Origin of the sequence: Sulfitobacter sp. SH22, assembly GCF_965641905.1 — a bacterium.
Lineage (GTDB): Bacteria > Pseudomonadota > Alphaproteobacteria > Rhodobacterales > Rhodobacteraceae > Sulfitobacter.
Genome location: NZ_OZ282573.1, coordinates 2,628,041 through 2,650,828 on the forward strand (window position 1 = coordinate 2,628,041; position 22,788 = coordinate 2,650,828).

26 protein-coding genes are annotated in these 22,788 nt (G+C 57.9%); 9 read left to right on the forward strand and 17 right to left on the reverse strand.

Features of this window, described 5'->3' with window-relative positions; translation table 11 throughout:
• The first annotated feature begins 88 nt into the window (after nt 1–88).
• The 4 genes from ACSQ13_RS14900 to ACSQ13_RS14915 all read left to right on the forward strand — a co-directional run bounded on the left by ACSQ13_RS14900 (nt 89) and on the right by ACSQ13_RS14915 (nt 3,040).
• Nucleotides 89–562, forward strand: a complete 474-nt coding sequence (locus tag ACSQ13_RS14900) for a VOC family protein (RefSeq protein ID WP_176247966.1) — start codon at nt 89–91, stop codon at nt 560–562.
• Between the two features lie 63 nt (nt 563–625).
• On the forward strand, nt 626–1,732 hold the full coding sequence (locus ACSQ13_RS14905) for a class II histone deacetylase (RefSeq protein ID WP_295512473.1): 1,107 nt from the start codon (nt 626–628) through the stop codon (nt 1,730–1,732).
• A gap of 10 nt (nt 1,733–1,742) precedes the next feature.
• The gene (locus ACSQ13_RS14910; RefSeq protein WP_295512474.1) at nt 1,743–2,315 is read left to right on the forward strand and encodes a nitroreductase family protein; all 573 of its coding nucleotides are present in this window, start codon (nt 1,743–1,745) and stop codon (nt 2,313–2,315) included.
• A complete protein-coding gene (locus ACSQ13_RS14915; RefSeq protein WP_295512476.1) occupies nt 2,306–3,040 on the forward strand; it encodes an EI24 domain-containing protein in 735 nt (244 codons plus the stop codon). Before ACSQ13_RS14910 ends, ACSQ13_RS14915 begins: the two co-directional genes overlap by 10 nt.
• Here ACSQ13_RS14915 and ACSQ13_RS14920 read toward each other — a convergent pair.
• On the reverse strand, nt 2,973–3,266 hold the full coding sequence (locus ACSQ13_RS14920) for a DUF1467 family protein (protein WP_176247962.1): 294 nt from the start codon (nt 3,264–3,266) through the stop codon (nt 2,973–2,975). The two genes, ACSQ13_RS14915 and ACSQ13_RS14920, sit on opposite strands and share 68 nt — an antisense overlap.
• A gap of 2 nt (nt 3,267–3,268) precedes the next feature.
• Nucleotides 3,269–3,673, reverse strand: coding sequence for a methylmalonyl-CoA epimerase (gene mce, locus ACSQ13_RS14925; RefSeq protein ID WP_176247961.1), 405 nt, complete (start codon nt 3,671–3,673; stop codon nt 3,269–3,271).
• Nucleotides 3,674–3,809: 136 nt separating this feature from the next.
• Between mce and ACSQ13_RS14930 the strand changes: the two genes are divergently transcribed.
• Nucleotides 3,810–4,529, forward strand: coding sequence for a response regulator (locus ACSQ13_RS14930; RefSeq protein ID WP_176247960.1), 720 nt, complete (start codon nt 3,810–3,812; stop codon nt 4,527–4,529).
• A gap of 11 nt (nt 4,530–4,540) precedes the next feature.
• On the opposite strand, the gene ACSQ13_RS14935 is transcribed toward ACSQ13_RS14930, so the two are convergent.
• Nucleotides 4,541–5,266 (reverse strand): GNAT family N-acetyltransferase, encoded by a 726-nt coding sequence (locus ACSQ13_RS14935; RefSeq protein WP_176248315.1) that lies wholly within the window; start codon nt 5,264–5,266, stop codon nt 4,541–4,543.
• A gap of 153 nt (nt 5,267–5,419) precedes the next feature.
• Here ACSQ13_RS14935 and ACSQ13_RS14940 point away from each other — a divergent pair, with 153 nt between their 5' ends.
• Nucleotides 5,420–5,596, forward strand: coding sequence for a hypothetical protein (locus ACSQ13_RS14940; RefSeq protein ID WP_295512478.1), 177 nt, complete (start codon nt 5,420–5,422; stop codon nt 5,594–5,596).
• A gap of 176 nt (nt 5,597–5,772) precedes the next feature.
• Here the strand turns inward: ACSQ13_RS14940 and aspS are convergent, their stop codons facing one another.
• The 4 genes from aspS to ACSQ13_RS14960 form a co-directional block, all read right to left on the reverse strand.
• On the reverse strand, nt 5,773–7,623 hold the full coding sequence (gene aspS, locus ACSQ13_RS14945) for an aspartate--tRNA ligase (protein ID WP_295512480.1): 1,851 nt from the start codon (nt 7,621–7,623) through the stop codon (nt 5,773–5,775).
• 177 nt (nt 7,624–7,800) lie between these two features.
• Nucleotides 7,801–8,973: a type III PLP-dependent enzyme gene (locus tag ACSQ13_RS14950; protein WP_295512482.1), complete on the reverse strand. Its 1,173-nt coding sequence runs from the start codon at nt 8,971–8,973 to the stop codon at nt 7,801–7,803.
• A gap of 238 nt (nt 8,974–9,211) precedes the next feature.
• On the reverse strand, nt 9,212–10,312 hold the full coding sequence (locus ACSQ13_RS14955; protein ID WP_176247956.1) for an endonuclease/exonuclease/phosphatase family protein: 1,101 nt from the start codon (nt 10,310–10,312) through the stop codon (nt 9,212–9,214).
• A gap of 124 nt (nt 10,313–10,436) precedes the next feature.
• Nucleotides 10,437–11,201, reverse strand: a complete 765-nt coding sequence (locus ACSQ13_RS14960; protein ID WP_176247955.1) for a DUF1013 domain-containing protein — start codon at nt 11,199–11,201, stop codon at nt 10,437–10,439.
• 129 nt (nt 11,202–11,330) lie between these two features.
• On the opposite strand from ACSQ13_RS14960, the gene ACSQ13_RS14965 reads away from it, so the two are divergent.
• Nucleotides 11,331–11,975, forward strand: coding sequence for a ribonuclease T2 family protein (locus ACSQ13_RS14965; RefSeq protein ID WP_176247954.1), 645 nt, complete (start codon nt 11,331–11,333; stop codon nt 11,973–11,975).
• 131 nt (nt 11,976–12,106) lie between these two features.
• Here the strand turns inward: ACSQ13_RS14965 and ACSQ13_RS14970 are convergent, their stop codons facing one another.
• From ACSQ13_RS14970 to ACSQ13_RS14990, 5 genes are all read right to left on the reverse strand, one after another.
• Nucleotides 12,107–13,081, reverse strand: a complete 975-nt coding sequence (locus tag ACSQ13_RS14970; RefSeq protein ID WP_295512485.1) for a quinone oxidoreductase family protein — start codon at nt 13,079–13,081, stop codon at nt 12,107–12,109.
• A 9-nt stretch (nt 13,082–13,090) separates the two neighbouring features.
• Nucleotides 13,091–14,077: an NAD(P)H-quinone oxidoreductase gene (locus ACSQ13_RS14975; protein ID WP_176247952.1), complete on the reverse strand. Its 987-nt coding sequence runs from the start codon at nt 14,075–14,077 to the stop codon at nt 13,091–13,093.
• A gap of 91 nt (nt 14,078–14,168) precedes the next feature.
• A complete protein-coding gene (locus ACSQ13_RS14980) occupies nt 14,169–14,765 on the reverse strand; it encodes an energy-coupling factor transporter transmembrane component T family protein (protein WP_295512486.1) in 597 nt (198 codons plus the stop codon).
• The gene (locus ACSQ13_RS14985; RefSeq protein ID WP_176247950.1) at nt 14,740–15,465 is read right to left on the reverse strand and encodes an energy-coupling factor ABC transporter ATP-binding protein; all 726 of its coding nucleotides are present in this window, start codon (nt 15,463–15,465) and stop codon (nt 14,740–14,742) included. The genes ACSQ13_RS14980 and ACSQ13_RS14985 overlap by 26 nt, the downstream gene beginning before the upstream one ends.
• 85 nt (nt 15,466–15,550) lie before the next feature.
• Nucleotides 15,551–16,249 (reverse strand): COQ9 family protein, encoded by a 699-nt coding sequence (locus ACSQ13_RS14990; RefSeq protein WP_295512488.1) that lies wholly within the window; start codon nt 16,247–16,249, stop codon nt 15,551–15,553.
• A gap of 115 nt (nt 16,250–16,364) precedes the next feature.
• Here ACSQ13_RS14990 and rpsU point away from each other — a divergent pair, with 115 nt between their 5' ends.
• Nucleotides 16,365–16,571, forward strand: coding sequence for a 30S ribosomal protein S21 (rpsU, locus tag ACSQ13_RS14995; protein ID WP_176247948.1), 207 nt, complete (start codon nt 16,365–16,367; stop codon nt 16,569–16,571).
• 92 nt (nt 16,572–16,663) lie between these two features.
• Here the strand turns inward: rpsU and ACSQ13_RS15000 are convergent, their stop codons facing one another.
• On the reverse strand, nt 16,664–17,392 hold the full coding sequence (locus ACSQ13_RS15000; protein ID WP_176247947.1) for an STAS/SEC14 domain-containing protein: 729 nt from the start codon (nt 17,390–17,392) through the stop codon (nt 16,664–16,666).
• A gap of 81 nt (nt 17,393–17,473) precedes the next feature.
• Nucleotides 17,474–17,932: an Lrp/AsnC family transcriptional regulator gene (locus ACSQ13_RS15005; RefSeq protein ID WP_295512491.1), complete on the reverse strand. Its 459-nt coding sequence runs from the start codon at nt 17,930–17,932 to the stop codon at nt 17,474–17,476.
• 142 nt (nt 17,933–18,074) lie between these two features.
• Between ACSQ13_RS15005 and ald the strand changes: the two genes are divergently transcribed.
• Entirely contained in the window at nt 18,075–19,193 is a 1,119-nt protein-coding gene (ald, locus tag ACSQ13_RS15010; RefSeq protein WP_295512492.1) for an alanine dehydrogenase, read from the forward strand.
• A gap of 74 nt (nt 19,194–19,267) precedes the next feature.
• Here the strand turns inward: ald and mscL are convergent, their stop codons facing one another.
• The 3 genes from mscL to pheT form a co-directional block, all read right to left on the reverse strand.
• A complete protein-coding gene (gene mscL, locus ACSQ13_RS15015; RefSeq protein WP_176247944.1) occupies nt 19,268–19,699 on the reverse strand; it encodes a large conductance mechanosensitive channel protein MscL in 432 nt (143 codons plus the stop codon).
• 156 nt (nt 19,700–19,855) lie between these two features.
• The gene (locus tag ACSQ13_RS15020) at nt 19,856–20,305 is read right to left on the reverse strand and encodes a YtoQ family protein (RefSeq protein ID WP_176247943.1); all 450 of its coding nucleotides are present in this window, start codon (nt 20,303–20,305) and stop codon (nt 19,856–19,858) included.
• A 15-nt stretch (nt 20,306–20,320) separates the two neighbouring features.
• Nucleotides 20,321–22,720: a phenylalanine--tRNA ligase subunit beta gene (gene pheT, locus ACSQ13_RS15025; protein WP_176247942.1), complete on the reverse strand. Its 2,400-nt coding sequence runs from the start codon at nt 22,718–22,720 to the stop codon at nt 20,321–20,323.
• Nucleotides 22,721–22,788: the final 68 nt, after the last annotated feature.

Genomic DNA, 22,788 nt, shown 5'->3' on the forward strand with positions numbered 1-22,788 from the left:
TTTGCACAGGCGGCGCGCGCCAGCCGCTCTGGCTTTGCGGGCGCGATGTCGCCATCTTGCAGTCATCGCAAGAAGAAAGGCGCATCTCATGGCTCATGCCTCAGTCGGTCACGTTCACCTCAAGGTCGCGGATCTTGAGCGGGCGATCACGTTTTACCGCGACATTCTCGGGTTCGATCTGAACCAGAAATTCGGCACGCAGGCCGCCTTTCTTGGTGCGGGCGGGTATCACCACCACATCGGTCTGAATACATGGGAAAGCGCCGGCGCGACGCCCCCGCCCGAAGGTCACACCGGGCTGTATCATTCGGCGTTTCTGTACCCCGACCGCCCCGCCTTGGCCGCCGTTCTGAAACGCATTGTTGCTGCGGGCATTCCGCTGGACGGGGCTGCCGATCATGGCGTGAGCGAGGCGATATACCTGCGTGATCCTGACAATAACGGGGTCGAGATATACCGCGACCGCGCCGAGCAGGATTGGCCCCGTGACGCGCATGGCGGGCTCAAGATGGTAAATGCCCCGCTTGATCTGAACGCCCTGCTGGCCGAGGCCCCCGCCTAAGGATCATGGACAATCCCGCCGTGTCGCGTCAGTTTCCAGACAGACAACAAGGGGAATGACAGGATGACCACCGGCTTTTTCATGGATGAACGCTGTTTCTGGCATGCGGGGGGCAACTATGCCTTTACCATGCCCATCGGCGGGCTGGTGCAGCCCTTGGCGTCAGGCGGGTTGCCCGAAAACCCCGAAACCAAGCGGCGGCTGCGCAATTTGATGGAAGTTACCGGCCTGATGGCCGAGTTGGACGTGCGCAGCGCGCAGCAAGCCACACGCGACGATCTGTTGCGTGTTCACCCTGCTGCCTATCTGGACGACTTCAAACGTCTCTCTGACACGGGCGGTGGTGAACTGGGCCTGCGCACCCCCTTTGCTGCTGGCGGGTTCGAGATCGCTGCCCTGTCTGCCGGATTGTCCATCGCCGCTGTCGAAGCGGTTGCATCGGGTGATCTGCAAAACGCCTATGCGCTTTCCCGCCCCCCCGGTCACCACGCCCTGCCTGATTTCCCCAACGGGTTCTGCCTGCTGGCAAACATCGCCATCGCGATCGAAGCCGCCAAGGCCAAGGGGCTGGTAAACCGCGTTGCTGTGCTGGACTGGGATGTGCACCATGGCAACGGCACCGAGGCGATATTCTACGACCGCGACGACGTGCTGACCATTTCCCTGCATCAGGAAGGCAACTATCCGCTGGATACAGGCGCGCTGGCGGATCGGGGCAAGGGTGCGGGCGAAGGGTATAACATCAACCTGCCGCTCCATGCCGGATCGGGGCATACGGCCTATCTGCACGCGCTGGACCGCATCGTGATCCCCGCGCTTGAGGCGTTCCAGCCCGATATGATCATTGTCGCCTGTGGCTTTGACGCCGCAATCGTGGACCCGCTGGCGCGGATGCAGGCCACGGCCAAAACCTTTGCCGCCATGACCCGCAAAATCAAAGCGACTGCGCAAAAACTTTGCGATGGCAAGCTGGTGCTTGTCCACGAAGGCGGCTATTCAGAGGCCTATGTCCCGTTCTGTGGCCACGCCACCATCGCAGCCCTCGCAGACAGTGATATCATCGCGCCAGATCCGCACGCGGAGAACTATCACATCCGCCAGCCCAGCCCCAAATTTGACGCCTTCCTGCGCTGCTCCATTGATGAGATGGCGCAAGAGCTGAACCTGTAAGAGAGACCCAATGCCGACACCAAACCCAGACGCACTGCATTTCCTGCAAACACGCCGGTCCCGGCCTGCCAAGACGCTGACCACCCCCGTGCCGGACCGCGACACGCTGCTGCCCCTGCTTACGGCCGCTGCGCGCACGCCGGATCATGGCAAGCTGGAACCGTGGCGTTTTATCGTGATCGACAAGCCCGCGATGGGTCGTTTGGCGGACATTGCGCAGGCCCGTGGCGAAGCCTTGGGCCTTGACGACGAACAGGTCCAGAAAGGCCGCGGCCAGTTTGATCAGGGCCATCTGGCCGTGGTCGTGGTCGAGGTGCAAAAACCGTCGCCCAAGATCCCCGCGATTGAACAGACCTACTCTGCCGGGGCCGTGTGCCTTGCGCTGACCAATGCCGCCCTTGCTGCGGGTTGGGGGGCAAACTGGCTGAGCGGCTGGGTCAGCCACGACCGCGAATTTATGAAAAAAGGGTTCGGATTGGCCGACAACGAACGGATCGCGGGCATCATCCACATCGGCACTGAAACCTCTGCCCCGCCAGAACGTCCTCGTCCTGACATCGCGGCACTGACCACATGGCTGTGACCGAGATTTTCAAGGCGATCGGCCTTGCCGTTGGACAGCTCAGCGACCCGCGGTTTCGCAAGGTGTTCTTTATGGGCATCGGGCTGGCGCTGGTTCTGCTGATCGGCATTGCGGCGGCCTTTGTCTGGCTTGTTGGCTGGTTGGCGGGTGACGCCACATCGATCCCCTGGGTGGGCGAGGTGACGTGGGTCGACGACCTGTTCAGCTGGGGGGCGGGGCTGTTGCTGATGGTGCTGTCGGTCTTTTTGATGATCCCGGTCGCGTCCGCGATCACGTCGATGTTTCTGGATGACGTGGCCGATGCGGTCGAGGCGGAGCATTACCCCCATCTGCCCGCAGCAAACCGCGTGCCTTTTGGCGATGCGGTGCGCGATACGGTGAATTTCATGGGGGTGCTGATTGGCGTCAACCTGTTGGCACTGATCCTGTACATCCTGTTCGCGCCGCTTGCGCCGCTGATCTTTTGGACGGTGAACGGGTTCTTACTGGGCCGTGAATATTTCACACTGGCAGCGATCAGGCGTGTCGGCAGGGTCGAGGCGAAAAAGCTTAGACGCCGTCACATGGGCACAATCTGGGTCGCAGGGGTGCTGATGGCGATGCCATTGTCGATCCCCCTGCTAAACCTTGTTATTCCGATTTTAGGGGCGGCGACCTTTACCCACCTGTTCCACCAATTGGTGTCAGATCCCCGTGCAGCCAATATTCAATATCCGCCACGGTGACCAACCCCGACAGGATGAACCAGACAGTAAACGCCCAAAGCACGATCGTAATGCCCGTTGTCCACCACGCCTTTGTCTTGAGGTGATGATGCTCTGGTGCGCCGGCATGTGTGCCTTCAACGATCTCTCCCAGATCCCCTTGGGTTTTCACCCGGATAGGCAGCGCGATCAGAAAGGTCATTGACCAGATCACGGCAAACAGAACCAGGGCTGATGTAACGCCCATGATTACACCTGCTCCAGTTCGACCAGCGCACCGTTAAAGTCTTTGGGGTGCAGGAAGATTACCGGTTTGCCGTGGGCCCCTATCTTGGGCTCTCCGTTGCCCAGAACGCGGGCACCGGTGGATTTAAGGTGATCCCGCGCCGCGATGATGTCGTCGACCTCGTAGCAGATATGGTGGATACCACCCGCGGGGTTCTTTTCCAGAAAGCCGTTGATCGGGCTGTCATCGCCCAGCGGATACAGCAGTTCGATCTTTGTGTTCGGCAGTTCGATAAAGATCACCGTCACACCGTGATCGGGTTCATCCTGCGCCGGGCCGACATTGGCACCAAGGGCGTTGCGGTACTGGTTCGCGGCGGCTTCCAAATCTGGCACAGCAATGGCTACGTGGTTAAGACGACCGATCATCATATTTCTCCTGCGTTTCTTAAACTTTGTCAGGTTATGGGCCGGGTTTGACGCAAGAGCAATGCGTCACGTTAACGTCCTATTAGCCAAGCACGCCTAACCATTGAGTCATCGGAATCTTTTGGAGAAGGCTAAAATGGACAAGCTGGGCGTACAGACAGATACCCTTCCAAGCCCCACGGCCGACCGGCCTTTGCTGGGCCTGACGGTTTTGGTGATCGAAGACAGCCGTTACGCCTGCGAGGCGATGCGCCTGTTGTGCCTGCGGTCAGGTGCGCGGATCAGACGGGCCGATTGCATGCGCGCGGCGCGACGGCATTTGCAGGTTTACCGCCCCTCGGTGGTGATTGCCGATCTGGGGCTGCCGGACGGCAACGGCATCGACCTGATACAGGAACTGGCGCGCGCGCAGCCGCGTGTTGACGCCCTGCTGGCGATTTCGGGCGATACCCATCTTGCCGGCGATGCCTTGGCGGCAGGTGCCGACGGGTTTATTGAAAAACCGCTGAACTCGCTCTGCCACTTTCAACAGGCCGTGCTGGCCGCTTTGCCCGCCGACCGACAACCCCAGGGGGTGCGGGTCTTGACCGATGAAACGGTGCAGCCCGATGAAATCGCCTTTCAGGACGACATGGCACATATCGCGGATATTCTGGACGATACCGCAGACACGGTTACGCTGGATTATATCGCACAGTTTCTAGGGGGCGTTGCGCGTGGCGTCTGTGATACCGCGCTGGAAAAAGCCGCGCTGGCACTGGCGCATAAACGCGCATTGGGCCAACCGACAGAAACGGAAAAAGCCGCAATCGCGGGGTTGGTGCAAACCCGGCTGGCGCAACGCATCGCGATTTAGATCAACCGCCCCTAGACCAGCGGGTCGCTGGCCACGCGCACCAGTCTTGTCAGATCGGAAAGGCTCTCTCGCTGCTGGCCTTGGTCGTCAAAATTACTGGGGGCAAGCCACGCTTCAAACGCCTCTTTCAAGCTGGACCATTCGGAATCGATGGCCGCAAACCATGCCGTGTCGCGGTTGCGCCCTTTCACAACCGCTGCCTGACGAAAAACACCCTCGTAGCTGAACCCAAGCCGCTGTGCCGCCCGGCGCGATGGCATGTTCAGCGCATTGCATTTCCATTCATAGCGCCGGTACCCCGCCTCAAACGCCCAAGCCATCATCAGATACATCGCCTCTGTCGCGGCGCGCGTGCGTTGCAATGCGGGGCTGAAAGCAATCGACCCCACCTCGATTGAACCGGCAGCGGGGGCAATGCGCATATAGCTTGCGACGCCTTCCCAATGCCCTGTCTCAAGGTTCTTGATCGCATAGAACAGCGGATCATCGCGGGTTTCCGTTTCGCGCACCCAACGATGGAACTGCGAGGACGAGGAGAATGGCCCGTCATACATATAGTGCCACAGATCGTCCTGCCCTTCGAACGCGCCGAACAGCAATGCCGCATGGGCCTGTGCCGTTAACGGTTCCAATTTGGCATATGTCCCCGACAAGCCGTCGCGCGGGGGCAAGGGGGGCTGGACAAAATCCGGAACAGCAAAGCCAAGGGGCGGTGATGAGGGCGCATTTTCTTTCATAAGCATTACGTTACGACCAACCGGCACCAACGCCAAGCCTGTAAAACGCGTCTGGCGTGTCTAAGACAGCTCTTAGTTTGACCAAACTTTGGACACAAACCCTTGGCAATCTGATCGATATGAAACCCCTCATGCGTCAAAGGATCCCGACATATGCTGGCCAAGCTTAAAGCAGCGCGCCTGATATATCGCGACGAGGCCCGGATCGACTGGGTCATTTTGGCCGCCGATGCTGTGGGCGTGGCGATTGTCGCCTTGGCATTCGCAAACGCACGGATCGCGGATCAGGCACCCGGGGTCGGGATTCAGATTGCCACGGCACTGTTTTAACGCGCCCCGTCCGACCCGGCCCGCCCCCTGACGGGGAACCAGGTTTGATGTCCGGCGTTTTCCTTTCGAAACGTGAAGGGGGAACACAATGACGCCTCAGACAATCGCTTTGAAGACAGCAAAAAGCCCGCCCCCGGATCATCGGTGGCGGGCTTTTTCAATTCCATTCGGGCGGCTTAGTCTTGCGGGATCACCCGCAGGCCAAGTTCCATCAACTGGTCCGGCATCGGATCATTCGGCGCGTTCATCATCAGGTCTTCGGCGCGCTGGTTCATCGGGAACAGGATGACTTCGCGAATGTTCGCCTCTTCGGCCAACAGCATCACGATGCGGTCGATACCGGCGGCACAACCACCGTGGGGCGGGGCACCGTATTGGAAGGCATTAACCATACCGCCGAAACGCTTCTCGACTTCTTCCTTGCCGTATCCCGCGATTTCAAACGCCTTGAACATGATCTCTGGCTTGTGGTTCCGGATCGCACCGGACACCAATTCATAGCCGTTGCAGGCAAGGTCGTACTGATAGCCCAGCACCTCGAGCGGGTCGCCCATCAGCGCGTCCATCCCGCCCTGAGGCATGGAGAACGGGTTGTGTTCAAAGTCGATCTTGCCGGATTCCGCGTCTTTTTCGTAGATCGGGAAATCGACGATCCATGCAAAGGCAAAGCGGTTTTCATCCGTCAGGCCCAGTTCGGAACCGATCACATTGCGGGCACGTCCTGCGACGCCTTCAAACGCCTTGGGCTTGCCACCAAGGAAGAACGCCGCATCGCCGACCGTCAGGCCAAGCTGCTGGCGGATCGCTTCGGTACGCTCTGGTCCGATGTTCTTGGCCAATGGGCCTGCCGCTTCCATGCCGCCTTCGACTTCGCCGGATTTCAACTTTGACTGGGCTTCCTTCACCGGAATACCCAGTTCTTGCGCGACGCTGTCGGCAGTCTTTTCGCGCCAGAAGATATACCCCATGCCGGGCAGGCCTTCTTTTTGCGCAAAGGCGTTCATGCGGTCACAGAACTTGCGCGAGCCACCGGTCGGGGCCGGGATGGCGCGGATTTGCGTGCCTTCCTGCTCCAGCAGCTTGGCGAAGATCGCAAAGCCGGAGCCCGCGAAATGTTCGGAGACAACCTGCATCTTGATCGGGTTGCGCAGGTCGGGCTTGTCCGAACCATACCACAGCGCCGCGTCCTTGTAGGAAATCTGCGGCCATTCCTGATCGACGGCTTTACCGCCACCGAATTCTTCGAAGATACCGGTCAGAACGGGCTGGATCGTGTCGAACACGTCTTGCTGCTCAACAAAGGACATCTCGAGGTCGAGCTGGTAGAAATCCGTGGGCGACCGGTCGGCGCGCGGGTCTTCGTCACGGAAACACGGGGCAATCTGGAAATACTTGTCAAAGCCGGACACCATCAACAGTTGTTTGAACTGCTGCGGTGCCTGGGGCAGCGCGTAGAATTTGCCGGGGTGCAATCGCGATGGCACCAAGAAATCGCGCGCGCCTTCGGGGGAAGATGCGGTGATGATCGGCGTCTGGAATTCTTTGAACTTGCGGTCCCACATGCGGCGGCGGATCGACGACACCACATCAGAGCGCAGGATCATGTTCGCCTGCATCTTTTCGCGACGCAGATCAAGGTAGCGATAGCGCAGGCGCGTTTCTTCGGGGTATTCCTGATCGCCGAACACTTGTAAAGGCAGCTCTTTGGAGGCTCCCAAAACTTCGATATCGCGCACGAAGACTTCGATTTCGCCGGTCGGGATTTTTGCGTTCACCAGATCATCGGCACGGGCTTTGACCTCGCCGTCGATGCGAATGCACCATTCCGAACGGACCTTTTCAACATCGGCAAAAGCTGCTGAATCAGGGTCGCACAGCACTTGGGTCATGCCGTAGTGATCGCGCAAGTCGATGAACAGGATACCGCCGTGATCGCGCACGCGGTGTACCCAACCGGACAGGCGGACCTTGTCGCCTACGTTTGATTTGCTCAGATCGGCGCATGTGTGGCTGCGATATGCGTGCATGACGGGTCCCTTCCTAGGGCTGAATTTGCTCGTCGCAGGTACACCGTTTGGGGCCGGGGAAGTCAAGACTTTCCCGTAAAATAGCGCCATTCTTGGCCGTTTTGGCTGGTTGGAAAAAATTAGACCGCCTGCTCCTCCCAAAGCAGGCGGTCCTTCCCGCGCGACGTTTTCGGTTCTTTACAGAACCAACACATCAAGCGGCGGAAATCCGTTGAACCCAACCGAGCTGTAAGAGCTGGTATAGGCACCACAATTCTTGATCATGATCTTGTCACCATCGCGAAGGTCAAGCGGCAGATCAACTGGGTTCTTCTCATACAGGATATCTGCGGAATCGCAAGACGGGCCTGCCAGAACGCAAGGGCCTGTGGGGCTACCGTCACGCGCAGTCACAAACTCGTAGCGGATCGCCTCGCCTTCGGTTTCGGCCAGACCGGAAAAACGGCCAATGTCCAAATAAACCCAGCGGCGCAGCGCCTCGGTTGATTTGCGCGACACCAGCAGGACTTCGGCGGCGATATGACCAGCCTCAGCCACCATACCGCGCCCCGGTTCTGCCATCACATAGGGGATGTGCCCGAAGCGGTCTTTGACGGCAGCCATAACGGCGGCGGCATAGCCCCGTGGCGCATCAACCGGATCGCCGTGATAGGCGGGGAAACCGCCCCCGATGTTGAGCAATTGCAGGTCGTGACCCGCAGCATTGGCGGCGTGCCACAGGGGGGCCACCTGATCCAGAACAGGGTTCCAGTATTCCGCCTTGCGGGTTTGCGACCCGACATGGAACGACAGACCATAAGGCACAAGACCAAGCGATTTGGCGTAATCTAGCAAGGACGGCAGCAACGTATCTGCGCAGCCGAATTTTCGGGTCAACGGCCAGTCGGCCAGCGAATTTTCAACGATCAGGCGGATATAGACGCGCGCGCCGGGGGCATGGGCGGCAATCTTGTCCAGCTCGGCCTCGCAATCGGCAGCAAAAAGGGTCACGCCGATGGAATGGGCAAATGCAATGTCAACGCCGCGCTTGATGGTGTTGCCGAACGAGATCTTTGCAGGATCAGCCCCCTGGGACAGACACAGTTCGATTTCCTGACGCGATGCCGCATCAAAGCCCGAGCCACGCTCAACCAGCAGACGGATAATTTCCGGCGCAGGGTTTGCTTTGACAGCATAGTGGATATTCGCATCCCCCAGACCCGCGCTCAGCGCATCGTATTGGATGCCGACACGCTCGCGACTGATCACAAGGGTCGGTTTATCAAAGCTGTTGTTCCAGATATAGTCTGCAGCCTCGTCAAAATTGGATTTGGCGGACGTATTAAGGCCGGTGGTTTTCGTGGCGTTCATGGGTCATCTCCAAAGAGCAGGGCGGGGCGGGAGCACCCCAACGTGTCGTTTTAAGAGACGTTACCGTCGCTGCATAAACGCGGGTCAATCAGCAAGAAATCTGACCGGCCAGAGGCGCGTGCGTTGGCGTCTGTGAAGGCGCATTTAGCGTGTTTTGAGATTCGTACAAGAGCCAATTATGACATTGCACAGAATAGTTTATCACGTGGTCTGGCCGTCTCTATCGAAAGGGCGCGCATCAGTCCTTTTCCCAGTCAGTCCCGATCGCTTGTCTTTCATTTTGCAGTTCTTCTTGTACGATTTCCCTGACCTCATCACGCTCTGCGGCGTCACTCGGGCCGGGTGTCGAATTGGCAAGCTTGGTGCGTGTTAGCGCCAAAGTAAACAGGATAGGAAAATGGTCGGACCCGATATGGCGCAAGCGATCCATACGGATCAGGCGGAAATCGGCACTGTGAAAGAGATGATCCAAGGGCCAGCGCAAAAACGGAATGCCGGCATGAAACGTATTGTACAAACCCCGACCAACGCGCGGATCAAGCAGACCGGACAACCGCTGAAATCGCCGGGTCGGCGCAGACCAGGCGACATCATTCAAATCTCCGGTGACGACAACGGGCAGCTCGTCTTGACCTGCCTCGATCCCGGTCAATGCAATTTCGCCATCGCGCCCTTTGGTATCATGGTTTGGCACGGGCGGTTCGGGATGGATGATGTACAACCGCCAGTCGCGGCCTGATCTGGTTTGCACCCGCGTCCGTATTGACGGCACATCCTCGACCAGCAACTCGCGCACTTGCGTCTCTGACAGGGGCAGGTTCGACATCAGCACAATGCCGTAGGAATTGCTTTTGGGTACTTTGACCCAATGGGCGTAATGGTCTTTCAATCCGGCATAAATGGCGTCCATCCACGCCTGGTCTACCTCAAGGGCCGTGGCGATATCCGGCTTTTCGCTGATAATCAGATCAATCAGTTTCTGATAATCACGGTTTGATTGCTTCACATTTGCAGCGATCAAGGTGATGTGGGTGTCAGTATCCCCAAGCTCGGCCAAGTTGGCAGCCATCGATTGCTGCGACCAGACAGGTGTGAATTTCACGATATATCCGACGTGCACCGCCGCAGAGATAACCAATACGGCAATGGCAAATACCCCCGTCTGCGGTGCCGTACCAACAAGCGCCACGGGGATCATGGCTAGGGTCAGGACAAAAAACTGCTGGCGCGGAAAGGCAAGGCCACGAATGGCCCCATGTGCAATCCGGCTAAAAGGCAGCACACTTGCCAGAAACAAAAACGCGACACCGAACCAGAATAAATAGTGTAGCAACGGCATCCGGAATTGATCCTTTTCGATCCGTCAAAACAACAACGGGTGAAGGGCATGACCCCTCCACCCGATGACCAACGATCCGCTGGCCGCTTTGGTTCCGCTTTGGCCTGATGAAAGGCCAAGCAGTTTATTTGTTATCGTCTTCGTCGTCATCATCCGCGCCATTCTCGGGCAGCTTAAAGAAGCTGTCCGCATCGGAATAGTCGCCGCGATCACGATCATCATCATCCGCAGGGTTGCCAGACAATGTGAATGTCTCAAGGCCCTCAATGGCCGATGGCATTCTGGATTCCGTATCCATGCCCAGCGATTGCTCGGTGCTGACCAGACGGCGACGTTCGTCGTCAGTCATCAAGCCCCCTTCAGCGGCTTTCTTGGCTGCGGCTTTCTGAACGGCGGCATCCAGTTCGGACTGCTTGCACAGACCCAAAGCAACCGGATCAATCGGCTGGATGTTAGAGATGTTCCAATGCGTCCGCTCGCGGATCGCCTGAATGGTCGGCTTGGTTGTGCCAACCAGCTTGCTGATCTGACCATCGGACAATTCGGGGTGGAACTTGACCAGCCAATAGATCGACGCGGGCCGGTCCTGACGCTTGGACAATGGCGTATAGCGCGGACCACGGCGTTTCTCTTCGCCTTCGGCAGCGGCGTTGTACTTCAGCGCCAGCTTGTGCAGTGGATTTGCCTGCGCCTTTTCGATCTCTTCTTCGGTCAATTGGTTGTTGGCAATCGGATCAAACCCCTTGACCCCCTGCGCCACATCGCCGTCAGCGATGCCTTGAACTTCCAACTCGTGCATCCCGACGAAATCCGCGATCTGCTTAAAGCTAAGGGTCGTGTTGTCCACCAGCCAAACGGCAGTCGCACGGGCCATAATTGGTTTTGCCATATCGGTCTCTCCTTAAAACACACCTTCCCCGTCGCCTGAAATTGGCTGTCCTGCCGGGGCAGAACGGTTTCCATTGTGGGGGAACTTACAGCTTATATAGTGATCCAAGCTGAATAAGGAAAGACCCCAATGCGTTTGCTGATCCTGTGCCTTGTGACACTTCTTGCGGTTTCCCCCCGCGGGGCCGCCGCCGAAGGCGAAATAGCCGGAGAGTTCGACTATTATGTTCTGTCCCTCAGCTGGTCGCCGAACTGGTGCGCCCTTGAAGGGGATGCGCGCCGCTCGCCCCAATGCGACGCGTCCCAAGACCACGGCTGGATCATGCATGGGCTGTGGCCGCAGTTCCATCGCGGCTACCCATCGTTTTGCCACACCGTTGAACGGCCCCCGTCCCGCGGAATGACCGCTACGATGGCCGATATTATGGGCACCCCGGGCCTCGCATGGCATCAATGGAAAAAGCACGGCAGTTGCACAGGGCTTTCTGCCGCAACCTACTTCGAAACCTCGCGAGAGGCCTATGCCACAGTCCAACGCCCGGCCGTCTTCCGGAAACTTACCAAAGGCATCACACTCCCCGCCTCGGTGGTTGAGGCGGCATTTCTAAAATCAAATCCTGAAATGTCGGCAGACGGCGTCACAGTCACATGCAAAAACGGCTACATTCAAGAGGTCCGCATCTGCCTCTCCAAAACCCTTGCGCCCGTACCGTGCGGGCGTGATGTGATCAAGGACTGCACACTTAACAACGCGCTTTTCGCGCCGATAAAATAGCACGATCGCTCAATGAGCGATGGCCTTCGGCGAGGATATTTAAGAGCCAGAGAAGACAGGGGCGTCCTTCCCCTTCTCTGGCTTTCTAAATATCCCCGCCGGAGGCAGCGACGCGATAGCGGCGCTTTGTCTTAGATCTCGAGGATCGTGCTGCCAGTCGTCTCGCGCGCTTCAAGTGCGACATGGGCCTTGGCGACATCTTGCAACGCAAAACGCTGGCCGATGTTTATTTTCACGTCACCGGACATCACCTTGTCTGCCAAATGCTTGGCCATTGCCTGACAGGTTGCGTGATCGCCAATATGCGTAAAGATCGTAGGGCGCGTGATTTTCAGCGACCCTTTCGCCCCCAGAATGCCAACGCTGAAGGGGGGTACCGGGCCGGATGCGTTTCCGAATGAGATCATCATTCCCAATGGTTTCAGGCTGTCAAGCGACCCTTCGAATGTGTCAGCGCCCACTGCATCCATCACCGCATCAACGCCCACGCCACCTGTCAGTTCAGCCACGCGCGCGACCCAGTCCGTCGTCCGGTAATTGATGCAATGGGCGGCCCCGTGATCCAGGGCCAGTTGGCATTTCTCGTCTGTTCCTGCTGTGCCGATCAGGGTGATCCCTTCGGACTTTGCCCATTGGCAGGCAATCAGGCCGACGCCACCGGCCGCGGCATGAAACAGAACCGTATCGCCCCGCTTGAGCGGCGTGGTGCGGTGGAAAAGATATTCTACCGTCATGCCCTTGAGCATCATTGCGGCACCTTCTTCGAACGATATGCCGTCGGGCAGCGGGCATACTTGAGCTGCGGGCATCACGCGCGCTTCGGTATAGGCACCGGGGGGTTGCGAGGCATAGGCCGCGCGGTCGCCGACCTTGAGGTGGGTCACCCCTTCGCCAACCGCTTCGATGATGCCTGCGGCTTCCATCCCCATCGCATGGGGCAGTTTCATCGGGTACAGGCCGGTGCGCTGGTAGACGTCGATAAAGTTAAGTCCAATGGCCTTATGGGCGATACGGACTTCATTGGGGCCGGGTTCGCCGACCTCGATATCCACAAGCTTGAATTGCTCGGGGCCGCCGTGGGCCTCGATTATTGCTGTTAGTGCCATGACGGTTTCCTATCCATTTACCTTGAGTACAATTTTTCCGATATGGCCACTGGTCTCCATGCGGGCATGGGCATCGCTGGCCTGTTCGAATTCATATTCGCTGTCCATCACGGGTGCGATTTTGCCAGCGTCCAGCAGCGGCCAGACATGTTCACGCAACTGGTCTGCGATCCGGGCTTTGGCCAGATCGCTTTGCGGGCGCAGGGTGCTGCCTGTCATGGTCAACCGGCGGGTCATCAACGTGGCAAAATTCACCTCGACCTTGGGGCCGCTGAGGAAGGCGATTTGCACAAGACGGCCATCTTCGGCCAGCGCTTGCAGGTTGCGCGGGATGTAATCGCCGCCCACCATATCGAGGATCAGGTCAGCGCCGCCTTCGGCTTTCAGCACATCCACAAAATCCGTGTCACGATAGTTGATCGCGGCTTCGGCCCCCAATTTGGCACAGGCTGCGCATTTGCTGTCGGTCCCTGCTGTTGCAAAGACACGTGCGCCAAATTCGCGGGCAAGCTGGATGGCTGTCGTCCCGATGCCCGACGACCCGCCGTGGACCAGAAACCGTTCGCCGGCCTTCAGGCCACCGCGCATGAAAACGTTGGACCAGACCGTAAAGAATGTTTCGGGCAGGCAGGCCGCTTCCTTCATGCCCATTCCGTTGGGCACCGGCAGGCAATGCGCCGCAGGTGTGGCCACATATTCGGCATAGCCGCCACCGGGCAGCAAGGCGCAGACTTTGTCGCCGATGGACATGCCCGAAACGCCTTCGCCGATCGCGAAGATTTCGCCTGACGCCTCGAGGCCCGGCAGATCGCTGGCTGTCGGGGGTGGGGCGTACATGCCGGCGCGTTGCAAGGCGTCGGGGCGGTTCACACCGGCATAGGCAACCTTGATCACGACCTGACCGTGGGCAGGTTGTGGAATCGGGCGTTCAACCGGTTGCAGGACTTCGGGCCCGCCGGGTTTGGTGATTTCAATCGCGCGCATGACGTCTGACATGATGTGGTGCCTCCTCGGGTGTCTGTGTTGCGTTCAACATAGGCCAACCAAAGGGGACGTACAGAGCGAACTGATAAACGTCAGGAGCTTGCTAAAGACCGCCACGGGCGCGCAGGGCCTCGGCCACATGTTCCGCATCATCAAGGGCAAGCACGGCAAAGGGAATAATCGTCCGCCAGCCCAGCCGTTTGGCCGATCTTGCCCGCCATGACTGTGCCAGCATCTGGCCCTTTTCCACCAGCACCGGAATAAAGCGGATGACCAGGGCGATCCCCAGTTCAAGGTTACGGGTCTTGAGGCCGATCTTGCGCAGCGGTGTGGTCAGCCATGTCACCACATCGACCATCTGCGACAGCTTGGTCGTCATTGTCACCAGATTGGCAATTCCAACAGCGCTGACCATGCGCAAAGCGATCACCGCACCGTTTCCAAGGTCATCGGTCGCCACATGCCATATCAGGATCAGCGCCATAAAGGGCCAAAGGATTCGCAGCCGTGCCATGCCTGTCTTGAGAAACGCCCATCCCGGCAGCGCATAGAGTGTCAGTGTCGCCGTGAGCGTCGCGATCTGAAACCAAAGCGCGGTGAAGCTGAACAAGATCAGCGTTGCCGTGCAAAGTGCCGCCAGCTTGGCCCCGGCCGGCCAACCATGGGCGCGGGTTTTAACCGGAGAGGTGAGTGAAATCATCCTGCTCTCCCAACTGCTGCATCCGGGTCATAAAGGCTGGTATCACTGTTTGGCCGGCACCGTCCCGGGCGACGCGCCCTTCGTCGATCCAGATGACGCGGTCGTAGCCAGCCAGATGTTGCGGGTCATGGGTGATGTGCACCAGATGCGCATCAAGCTGTGACAACACGCGGGTCAGGTGCAGCGTTGTCGGAATATCGAGGCCCGCAAAGGGTTCGTCCAGAATGATCAGTTTGGGTCGCATCGCCAAGATTGACATCAGACACACCAGTTGGCGTTGGCCCTGCGACAATTGGTGGATCGCCGCTTTGGCCCAATGGGTCCGGTCAAATTGGGCCAGCATCGCAGTCGTGTTTTGCGCGGCGTCAGTGCCGGATTGGCCAAGCTGGGTCAGGCCAAAGCTGATTTCTTCTTCGACCGTGGGAAAGATGATCTGATGATCGGGGTTTTGAAACAGAATGCCGACGGTGCGCAAAGCGGCCTTGCGGTCTTTTGCGACATCCACGCCTGCAATGCGCACCTGCCCTGCTGCGGGGGAAACCAACCCGGCCAAAACCCGCGCCAGCGAGGTCTTGCCTGATCCGTTTCGACCAACGACACCGATCCGCCGCTCGTTCGCCTGCAAGGTTACATCATGCAACACCGCAACGCCGCCGGGGGCAAAGGACACAGCATTCAGATCAATCAAAGGAATGGACATTATACCCAGACACCAACATTTCAGGTAAGCGGAAAATGCGAACCCGTCGGGGGCTATCAGGTCTGAAAGTCAGTGTGAAGCCAGCCTAGCGCCGCGGGCTGGTCCAACTGCCCGGCAGATTCATTTTGGGCAACCGGTTCGGCGCTTTTACATGGGACAGCAGCCAGTTCGGGCCCGCCATAAGCCTGCTCAATGTCGGGCTGTTGTTCACCTGCGCCTTTAGCTTTTCGATCTGCATCACGTTTTCAATGCGACGGTCGAGGAATTCCCATGTTGCTTGATGGCCGTCGCTGGTGTCGCCCAACCAGAACAACACGCTAGCGGAATAGACCGCACTAAGCGTTGCCCGTTTCGTATACCAGTTTACATCATCTGACGTATCGCCCAAGGCATCCCATATGGCATCGCATGTGCCCCAAACCAGCTTGGCACCATCGGGGGCATGTTGGGGCAAGGCAAACAGGGTCGTCCCACGCCGCACGACTTCCTTGTCCGTCACCACCTCAAGGCGGAACCTGACCATTGCAGCGATCTTGTCGCGGAATTTCATCTCGCTCAGATCTTCGGATTTCATCCGCTCAAGCATCTTGGCATCGCCCTGCTTGTGAAAGGCGACAGCCAGATCAACCGACCCACGGGGGCAAACGGCGCGGGCAATGGTCGAATCAACACCTGTATCCGCGATGGCGGCCTGAAATGTCGCCTCTGACCAACCATCAAAAGGAACATGCATTAATGCGGCTTCCAGCAGTTGATCCTTGGGGTTTTGGGTGGTTTCGGTCATGGCGGGCCTCCTTAGCGGTCAATGGCTTTGCACTAGACAATATAGGTCTTCGTTGCTATATGGCCAGTTCCTGCAAATCCTTGCAACTTCAAACTAGAAAGGTGGTGAAAACCACATGCAGGTTAGTGTTCGCGATAACAACGTCGATCAAGCGCTGCGCGCCCTGAAGAAAAAACTTCAGCGCGAAGGTGTGTTTCGTGAAATGAAGCTTAAGCAGCATTTCGAGAAACCTTCCGTCAAAAAAGCACGCGAGAAAGCCGAAGCGATCCGCCGTTCCCGGAAACTGGCGCGGAAAAAATTGCAGCGCGAAGGTATGATGTAAATCATTCCAAGCGACGCATAAGAATACGAACCCCCGATACCATCAGGTGCCGGGGGTTTTATTTTGTCTGACGGATTTTCTATCTACCGGTTTCAGTCGGCGGTGATCCAGGCCTTGGCCGCCTCAAAGTCGTTCTTGTCGAAATACCGCGCCTCTTTGCCGACCAGACGTTTGACCACCTGAACAACCATCGCCTCCCACTTCGATTCTCCGACGATTGCGGCGCGGTCCAACTGGCCTACGTGGTCGCGCACAAGCTTGAAATGCGACGCCATTGCGCCCAAACCCTGCCAGCCGTCAAAGCGTCTGATGTCCAACAGCAGGCGAAAGCGGTCGTTCTTGCGCACAAACGCGTTCAGATCTTCGGTCTCCGATGCGTAAACATCGGCGTCGATCTTGCCCAACATTTCAAGATGCAGCGCACCGGCACCCAAATCGGTCTGGTGAATCGCCCCAAGTGACTCGAAAAGCCACAGTCGGGCCTCGTCTTCGTGCCATTTTCCGAACACCGACACCGGACAAGGCATCAAAATAGAGAAGGCGCGCACCAGTCGGGTCATCGCTTTGTTGGCTGTCACGATGGCGATTCGCTCGAATCCACGCCAGTTACCGATTCCCAGCTTTGCGTCGTCCCACAACGCCCCCATGGTAAAGTCGGTCAGGTCCGCATTCATGACCACCAACATGCGCAATTTTTCCCCTTTGGCGAGGGCCGCATCAATGGCTGGCATCAGCACATCGGCATAGTCTTTGTCGGTGATGGGTGCTGACATATGCACCTCTAGCAGGCCTTCCTGCGTTCCAGATTTGACGTCGATCATTGTCGATTCTCCTTTAGGATTATACAATCATGTTAAGCCTTTAGAGATTCCACGCATTGACGCAGATCAACACGCCGCCGGTCAGACCGGCAAGGCGGTGGTGTTGCGGACCGTGCGCAAGGCAAAGCTGGATTGCATCTGCCCCACACCTGGCAGACGGGCCAGAAATTGACGGTGTATACGCGCGAAATCTTCGGTGTCTTCGGCGACCACTTTCAACAAATAATCCGCAGAACCAGCCATCAAATGGCACTCAAGCACGGCTGGTATCAGCGACACCGCTTTTTCGAACGAATCGAGGACTTCATCGGCTTGCCCCTGCAACGTGATCTCGACGAAAACTGTGGTCGGAACCCCCATCTTTCGGGCGTTCAGCAGGGCGACATACCCCTGAATATATCCTTCTGTTTCAAGCTGTTGCACGCGCCTGTGGCATGCGGAAGGCGACAAATGCACCTGCTCTGAAAGATCTGAATTCGACATCCGCCCTTTGCGTTGAAGGGCAGTCAGAATGCGGCGGTCAATGTCATCAAGGGCCATCTGCGCAATACTCTCTCGCTATTTGTCTGATTTACCGCGTTTTATTCTAACTTATCATCAAAATGCGACCCATATTCGGTGCCAAATTTCATTTTTTTCGGATTATATTATTTGCAAGAGCCCATAACCTAGGAAATACCCCATGAAAATCGGTTGCCCAAAAGAGATCAAGCCACAGGAATTTCGCGTCGGTATGACGCCGAATGCCGCCTTCGAGGCCGCAAACCACGGCCACGAAGTTATCATTGAAACAGGTGCCGGTGTTGGTGCCGGTTTTGACGATGCCGCCTATATCGACGCAGGTGCCACGATCATCGCCACCGCCGCTGAAGTATTCGAAACCGCCGACATGATCGTTAAGGTCAAGGAACCCCAAGCCGTCGAGCGGAAGATGCTGCGCAAAGGGCAAATCCTGTTCACCTACCTGCACCTTGCCCCCGACCCTGAGCAGACCAAAGACCTGCTGGCTTCCGGTGCGACCTGCATTGCTTATGAAACCGTCACAGACCGCAGTGGTGGCCTGCCCTTGCTGGCCCCGATGTCCGAAGTTGCGGGCCGCTTGGCCCCACAGGTTGGCGCATGGACCCTGCAAAAGGCGAATGGCGGACGCGGCGTATTGATGGGCGGAGTTCCTGGCGTTGGTCCTGCGCGGGTTGTTGTGATTGGCGGCGGCGTTGTTGGTACACATGCCGCGCGGATTGCCGCGGGCATGGGTGCGGATGTTACCGTGCTTGACCGTTCCCTGCCGCGTTTGCGCTATCTGGACGATGTCTTTGGCGGCGTGTTCAAAACGTCTTATGCGTCTGCGGGCAACACAATCGAACTGGCCCGCGAAGCCGACATGATCGTCGGTGCCGTGCTGATCCCGGGTGCAGCTGCCCCGAAACTGATCAGCCGCGCACAACTGTCCGAGCTCAAGCCCGGCGCGGTGCTGGTCGATGTGGCCATTGACCAGGGTGGCTGCTTTGAAACATCCAAAGCCACCACACACCATGACCCGATTTACGACGTCGACGGCATTATGCACTATTGCGTTGCCAACATGCCGGGTGCGGTTGCACGCACGTCAACGATTGCCCTTGGCAATGCGACGATGCCCTTCATGCTGTCGCTGGCCAATAAGGGCTGGAAGAAAGCCTGTTCAGACGATGCGCATCTCAAGGCGGGCCTGAACGTGCATGAGGGCCAGCTGACCTATGCGGCCGTCGGCGAAGCGCTTGGCATGAGCTACATCACGGCCGACGAGGCGATTGCCGGTTAATCCATCGGCACTGGAACGCAAAAGGCCCGCAGGTGACTGCGAGCCTTTTTTGTTTCCGTCCGAAGTTGACGAAATTACTTCTTGGCGAGCGAGTCGCGGATTTGCAGAAGAACGTCCAGCTCGGATGGGCCGGTATCGACTTCTGGCGCGACTTCCTGTGGGCTCTCTGCTGCGGATTTCAGTTTGTTCACGGCCTTAACCAGCATGAACACAACAAATGCGATGATCAGGAAGTTGATGCAGGCAGTGATGAACGCGCCGTAAGCAAAGATCGCTGCACCTGTTTCGCGTGCGGCATCAAGGCCAACGCCAGCCGGCACATCACCGGACAGAGCAACATAGAGGCTGGTAAAGTCAGCGCCGCCCAAGACCAGGCCGATGATTGGGTTGATCAGGTCGCTTACCAGCGAGCTTACGATCGCAGTGAACGCGGCACCGATGATGATACCAACGGCCAGATCCATAACATTGCCCTTGGCAATGAAGTCCTTAAATTCTTGAAGCATAGCGTGTCCCTCGTTGTTTTATTTGCGCCCTTACATTGTGAGCGCTTCATTGCAGCCCGTTAGCACAGGTTGTGCTAATAGCGAGCATAATATTCACCAAACGTGCAAAATCGAGGGTAAAATTGCCCATTCTCCCGTTTCAACCCCTAATAGGGGCTATTCGGGCAGCTTTCCGGTCAAGACATAGCGCAAGATCTGAACAACCTGAGCGGGTTCTTGGGCAACAGCCAGCGCTGCGGCATCCACTTCCTTGAGGGCGTGAGCATGATCGGGGCCATGCAGAATAACCAGCGATTTGCCCAGTGCAGCCGCATAGCCCGCATCAAAAGCGGCGTTCCACTGTTTGTACTGATCCCCGAACCGGACAACGACCACGTCGGCCATTTCGATGCCCTTGCGCGTGCGGATCGCGTTCAGCTGCGCGCCTTTGCGGTCATGCCAAAACTTGTCCGCTTCGGCCCCCATGATGGCAACGCCGCAATCATCACTGGCAGCGTGATCGGTAACAGGCCCGTCAAAGCTGACATCCAGACCGGACGCGCCGTCGATGATCTGTTCGCGCCAATCCGTGTGGATTTCACCGGACAGATATACATTCAACGTCATATCGAATTACTCCCTTTAGCCGCGCAGAACACCGCCTGTGGCTTTGGTGACTTTCTCGATGACCTTGGCCCCGACCGCTTCGATATCGGCATCTTTCAGCGTTTTATCGGTTGGCTGCATCCGCACGGTCAGGCCCAGGGATTTCTTGCCCTCGCCTAACGCGCCGCCGATGAATTCATCGAACACGCGGACATCGTCGATCAACGCCTTATCCGCACCCATCGCCGCGTTCACCAAGGTGATCGCGTCAATGTCGGCATCCACGACGAATGCGAAATCGCGCTCAACCGCCTGCAAGCTGCTGGTTTTCAACGCAGGACGCGTCGCACCGGACTTGCGCGGCAAAGGCACCTCGGCGGGCCAGATGGTAAAGCCCATGGCAGGGCCTTTGACATCCAGTGCGGCCAATACGCGAGGGTGAATTTCACCAAACACACCCAGCACCTTTTTCGGGCCGAGACAGATCTGACCATGACGACCCGGATGCCACCATTCGGCACCGTTGCGGTTGATCTGCACCTTGGCGGGTGCGCCGATGGCAGAAAGCACCGCTTCGATATCGGCTTTGATGTCGAACACATCGACAGGGCGGGACGCGCCATGCACATCCTTCGGACCGGTACGCCCGACCAATACGCCACTGATCTGCATGTGCTGCTCGCCGGGTTCGCCACCGGTGAACACCGGACCGACCTCGAACAGGGCCATGTCAGGGAAACCGCGTGCCTGATTGCGTGCAGCCGCCTGCAACAACGCGGGCAGCAAGGCCGGGCGCATGTGGCTCATGTCATTGCTGATCGGGTTTTCCAGACGGGTTTCATCGGTGCCGCCACCGAACAACGCAGCAGAAGGCTGATCGATAAAGCTATAGGAAACGCATTCATTATACCCCAAGGCGGCACAAGCCCTGCGGGCTGCGGCCTCGCGGCGCTGCATCGGTGACAGAACCGGCTTGGGAATACCCGCCGTCAGACGCGGCAAGGGACGCCCTTCCAGCTTGGTCAGGGATGCAATGCGCGCGACTTCTTCGACCAGATCGGCCTCGCCCTGCACATCGGGGCGCCAGCTGGGCACATGCGCCATATTGCCTTCAAGGCGGAAGCCAAGCGATGTCAATGTCTTGCGCTGGTCGGCTTCGGAAATGGTCATGCCAACAAGCGACTGCACCCGCGCTGCATCCAGCTTATATGCCCGCGAGAAATCAGGCACCTTGCCAGCGACCACAACTTCGGACGCTTCGCCGCCTGCATTATCAAGGATCATCCGCGTGGCATGTTCAATCGCGTAAGGCGTCCATTCAGGGTCGATACCGCGCTCGAAACGATACCGTGCATCCGAATTGATCTTGAGCGCGCGACCGGTATAGGCGGTGCGCACCGGATCGAAATACGCCGCTTCGACAAAGACATTCACGGTATCCATGGAACAGCCGGTCTCGGCTCCGCCCATGACACCCGCGATGCTTTCGACCTTTTCAGCGTCCGAGATCAACGTCATGCCTTCGGTAAATGTGTATTCCTTGTCGTCCAGACCCATCAGGGTCTCGCCGCCTTTGGCACGATGAACGCGCAGCATGTTTCCGGCAACCTTGTCTGCATCAAAGACGTGCAAAGGACGGTTGCGGTCATAGGTAAAGAAGTTGGTCACATCGACGAGGAACGAAATCGGGCGCAACCCGATGGCCCGCAATGCATCTTGCAACCAGACGGGCGACGGGCCGTTTTTCACGCCACGGATCACGCGACCGTAAAACACCGGGCATTGATCCAGCGTGTCTTCGTCGATGGAAACGCTGATCGGGCAAGGGAACATGCCCTCGACCGCAGGCGTGTCGCGTTTTTTCAATGTGCCCAGACCACGGGCCGCCAGATCACGCGCAATACCGCGCACGCCCAACGCATCGGGGCGGTTGGGGGTAATCGCGATCTCGATCACCGGATCGACCTTGGCAGGATCATTTTCGGCAAGCCAGTCGATGAAGCGATCACCGACATTGCCCGATGGCAGCTCGATGATGCCGTCATGCTCTTCGGACAGTTCCAGCTCGCGCTCGGAGGCCATCATGCCAAAGCTTTCGATGCCACGGATTTTGCCGACACCAATCGTCGTGTCGATGCCCGGCACATAGACGCCCGGCTTGGCAACAACCACCGTGATCCCTTCGCGGGCATTGGGGGCACCGCAAATAATCTGCTGAACGCCCTCGTCCGTGTCCACCTGACAGACGCGCAGACGGTCGGCATCCGGGTGCTTCTCGGCTGATTTGACATAGCCTAGGGTGAAATCCGCCAGCTTGGCACCGCGATCTTCAACGCCTTCAACCTCAAGACCCAGATCGGTCAACGCATAGGTGATTTCATCAATCGACGCCGTGGTGTCGAGATGATCCTTTAGCCAAGAGAGTGTGAATTTCATCGGGTCAATCCTCGTGCAAATGCTTGGGCTAGGGCGTAGCGCTTAATCTGCGCGGGTTCAATGCGGTT

Bases quoted from the DNA above. Each gene is read 5' to 3' on its own strand.
- ACSQ13_RS14900 (WP_176247966.1), top strand. From the start codon at position 89: ATGGCTCATGCCTCAGTCGGTCACGTTCACCTCAAGGTCGCGGATCTT.
- pheT (WP_176247942.1), bottom strand. From the start codon at position 22,720: ATGAAATTCACACTCTCTTGGCTAAAGGATCATCTCGACACCACGGCG.
- ACSQ13_RS14955 (WP_176247956.1), bottom strand. From the start codon at position 10,312: ATGCCGTTGCTACACTATTTATTCTGGTTCGGTGTCGCGTTTTTGTTT.
- rpsU (WP_176247948.1), top strand. From the start codon at position 16,365: ATGCAGGTTAGTGTTCGCGATAACAACGTCGATCAAGCGCTGCGCGCC.
- ACSQ13_RS15000 (WP_176247947.1), bottom strand. From the start codon at position 17,392: ATGATCGACGTCAAATCTGGAACGCAGGAAGGCCTGCTAGAGGTGCAT.
- ACSQ13_RS14920 (WP_176247962.1), bottom strand. From the start codon at position 3,266: ATGGGCGTTACATCAGCCCTGGTTCTGTTTGCCGTGATCTGGTCAATG.
- ACSQ13_RS15005 (WP_295512491.1), bottom strand. From the start codon at position 17,932: ATGGCCCTTGATGACATTGACCGCCGCATTCTGACTGCCCTTCAACGC.
- ACSQ13_RS14965 (WP_176247954.1), top strand. From the start codon at position 11,331: ATGCGTTTGCTGATCCTGTGCCTTGTGACACTTCTTGCGGTTTCCCCC.
- ACSQ13_RS14930 (WP_176247960.1), top strand. From the start codon at position 3,810: ATGGACAAGCTGGGCGTACAGACAGATACCCTTCCAAGCCCCACGGCC.
- mscL (WP_176247944.1), bottom strand. From the start codon at position 19,699: ATGCTTCAAGAATTTAAGGACTTCATTGCCAAGGGCAATGTTATGGAT.
- ACSQ13_RS14910 (WP_295512474.1), top strand. From the start codon at position 1,743: ATGCCGACACCAAACCCAGACGCACTGCATTTCCTGCAAACACGCCGG.
- ACSQ13_RS14990 (WP_295512488.1), bottom strand. From the start codon at position 16,249: ATGACCGAAACCACCCAAAACCCCAAGGATCAACTGCTGGAAGCCGCA.
- ACSQ13_RS14985 (WP_176247950.1), bottom strand. From the start codon at position 15,465: ATGTCCATTCCTTTGATTGATCTGAATGCTGTGTCCTTTGCCCCCGGC.
- ACSQ13_RS14970 (WP_295512485.1), bottom strand. From the start codon at position 13,081: ATGGCACTAACAGCAATAATCGAGGCCCACGGCGGCCCCGAGCAATTC.
- ACSQ13_RS14915 (WP_295512476.1), top strand. From the start codon at position 2,306: ATGGCTGTGACCGAGATTTTCAAGGCGATCGGCCTTGCCGTTGGACAG.
- ACSQ13_RS14940 (WP_295512478.1), top strand. From the start codon at position 5,420: ATGCTGGCCAAGCTTAAAGCAGCGCGCCTGATATATCGCGACGAGGCC.
- ACSQ13_RS14905 (WP_295512473.1), top strand. From the start codon at position 626: ATGACCACCGGCTTTTTCATGGATGAACGCTGTTTCTGGCATGCGGGG.
- ACSQ13_RS14960 (WP_176247955.1), bottom strand. From the start codon at position 11,201: ATGGCAAAACCAATTATGGCCCGTGCGACTGCCGTTTGGCTGGTGGAC.
- ald (WP_295512492.1), top strand. From the start codon at position 18,075: ATGAAAATCGGTTGCCCAAAAGAGATCAAGCCACAGGAATTTCGCGTC.
- ACSQ13_RS14975 (WP_176247952.1), bottom strand. From the start codon at position 14,077: ATGTCAGACGTCATGCGCGCGATTGAAATCACCAAACCCGGCGGGCCC.
- aspS (WP_295512480.1), bottom strand. From the start codon at position 7,623: ATGCACGCATATCGCAGCCACACATGCGCCGATCTGAGCAAATCAAAC.
- ACSQ13_RS14980 (WP_295512486.1), bottom strand. From the start codon at position 14,765: ATGATTTCACTCACCTCTCCGGTTAAAACCCGCGCCCATGGTTGGCCG.
- ACSQ13_RS15020 (WP_176247943.1), bottom strand. From the start codon at position 20,305: ATGACGTTGAATGTATATCTGTCCGGTGAAATCCACACGGATTGGCGC.
- mce (WP_176247961.1), bottom strand. From the start codon at position 3,673: ATGATCGGTCGTCTTAACCACGTAGCCATTGCTGTGCCAGATTTGGAA.
- ACSQ13_RS14950 (WP_295512482.1), bottom strand. From the start codon at position 8,973: ATGAACGCCACGAAAACCACCGGCCTTAATACGTCCGCCAAATCCAAT.
- ACSQ13_RS14935 (WP_176248315.1), bottom strand. From the start codon at position 5,266: ATGAAAGAAAATGCGCCCTCATCACCGCCCCTTGGCTTTGCTGTTCCG.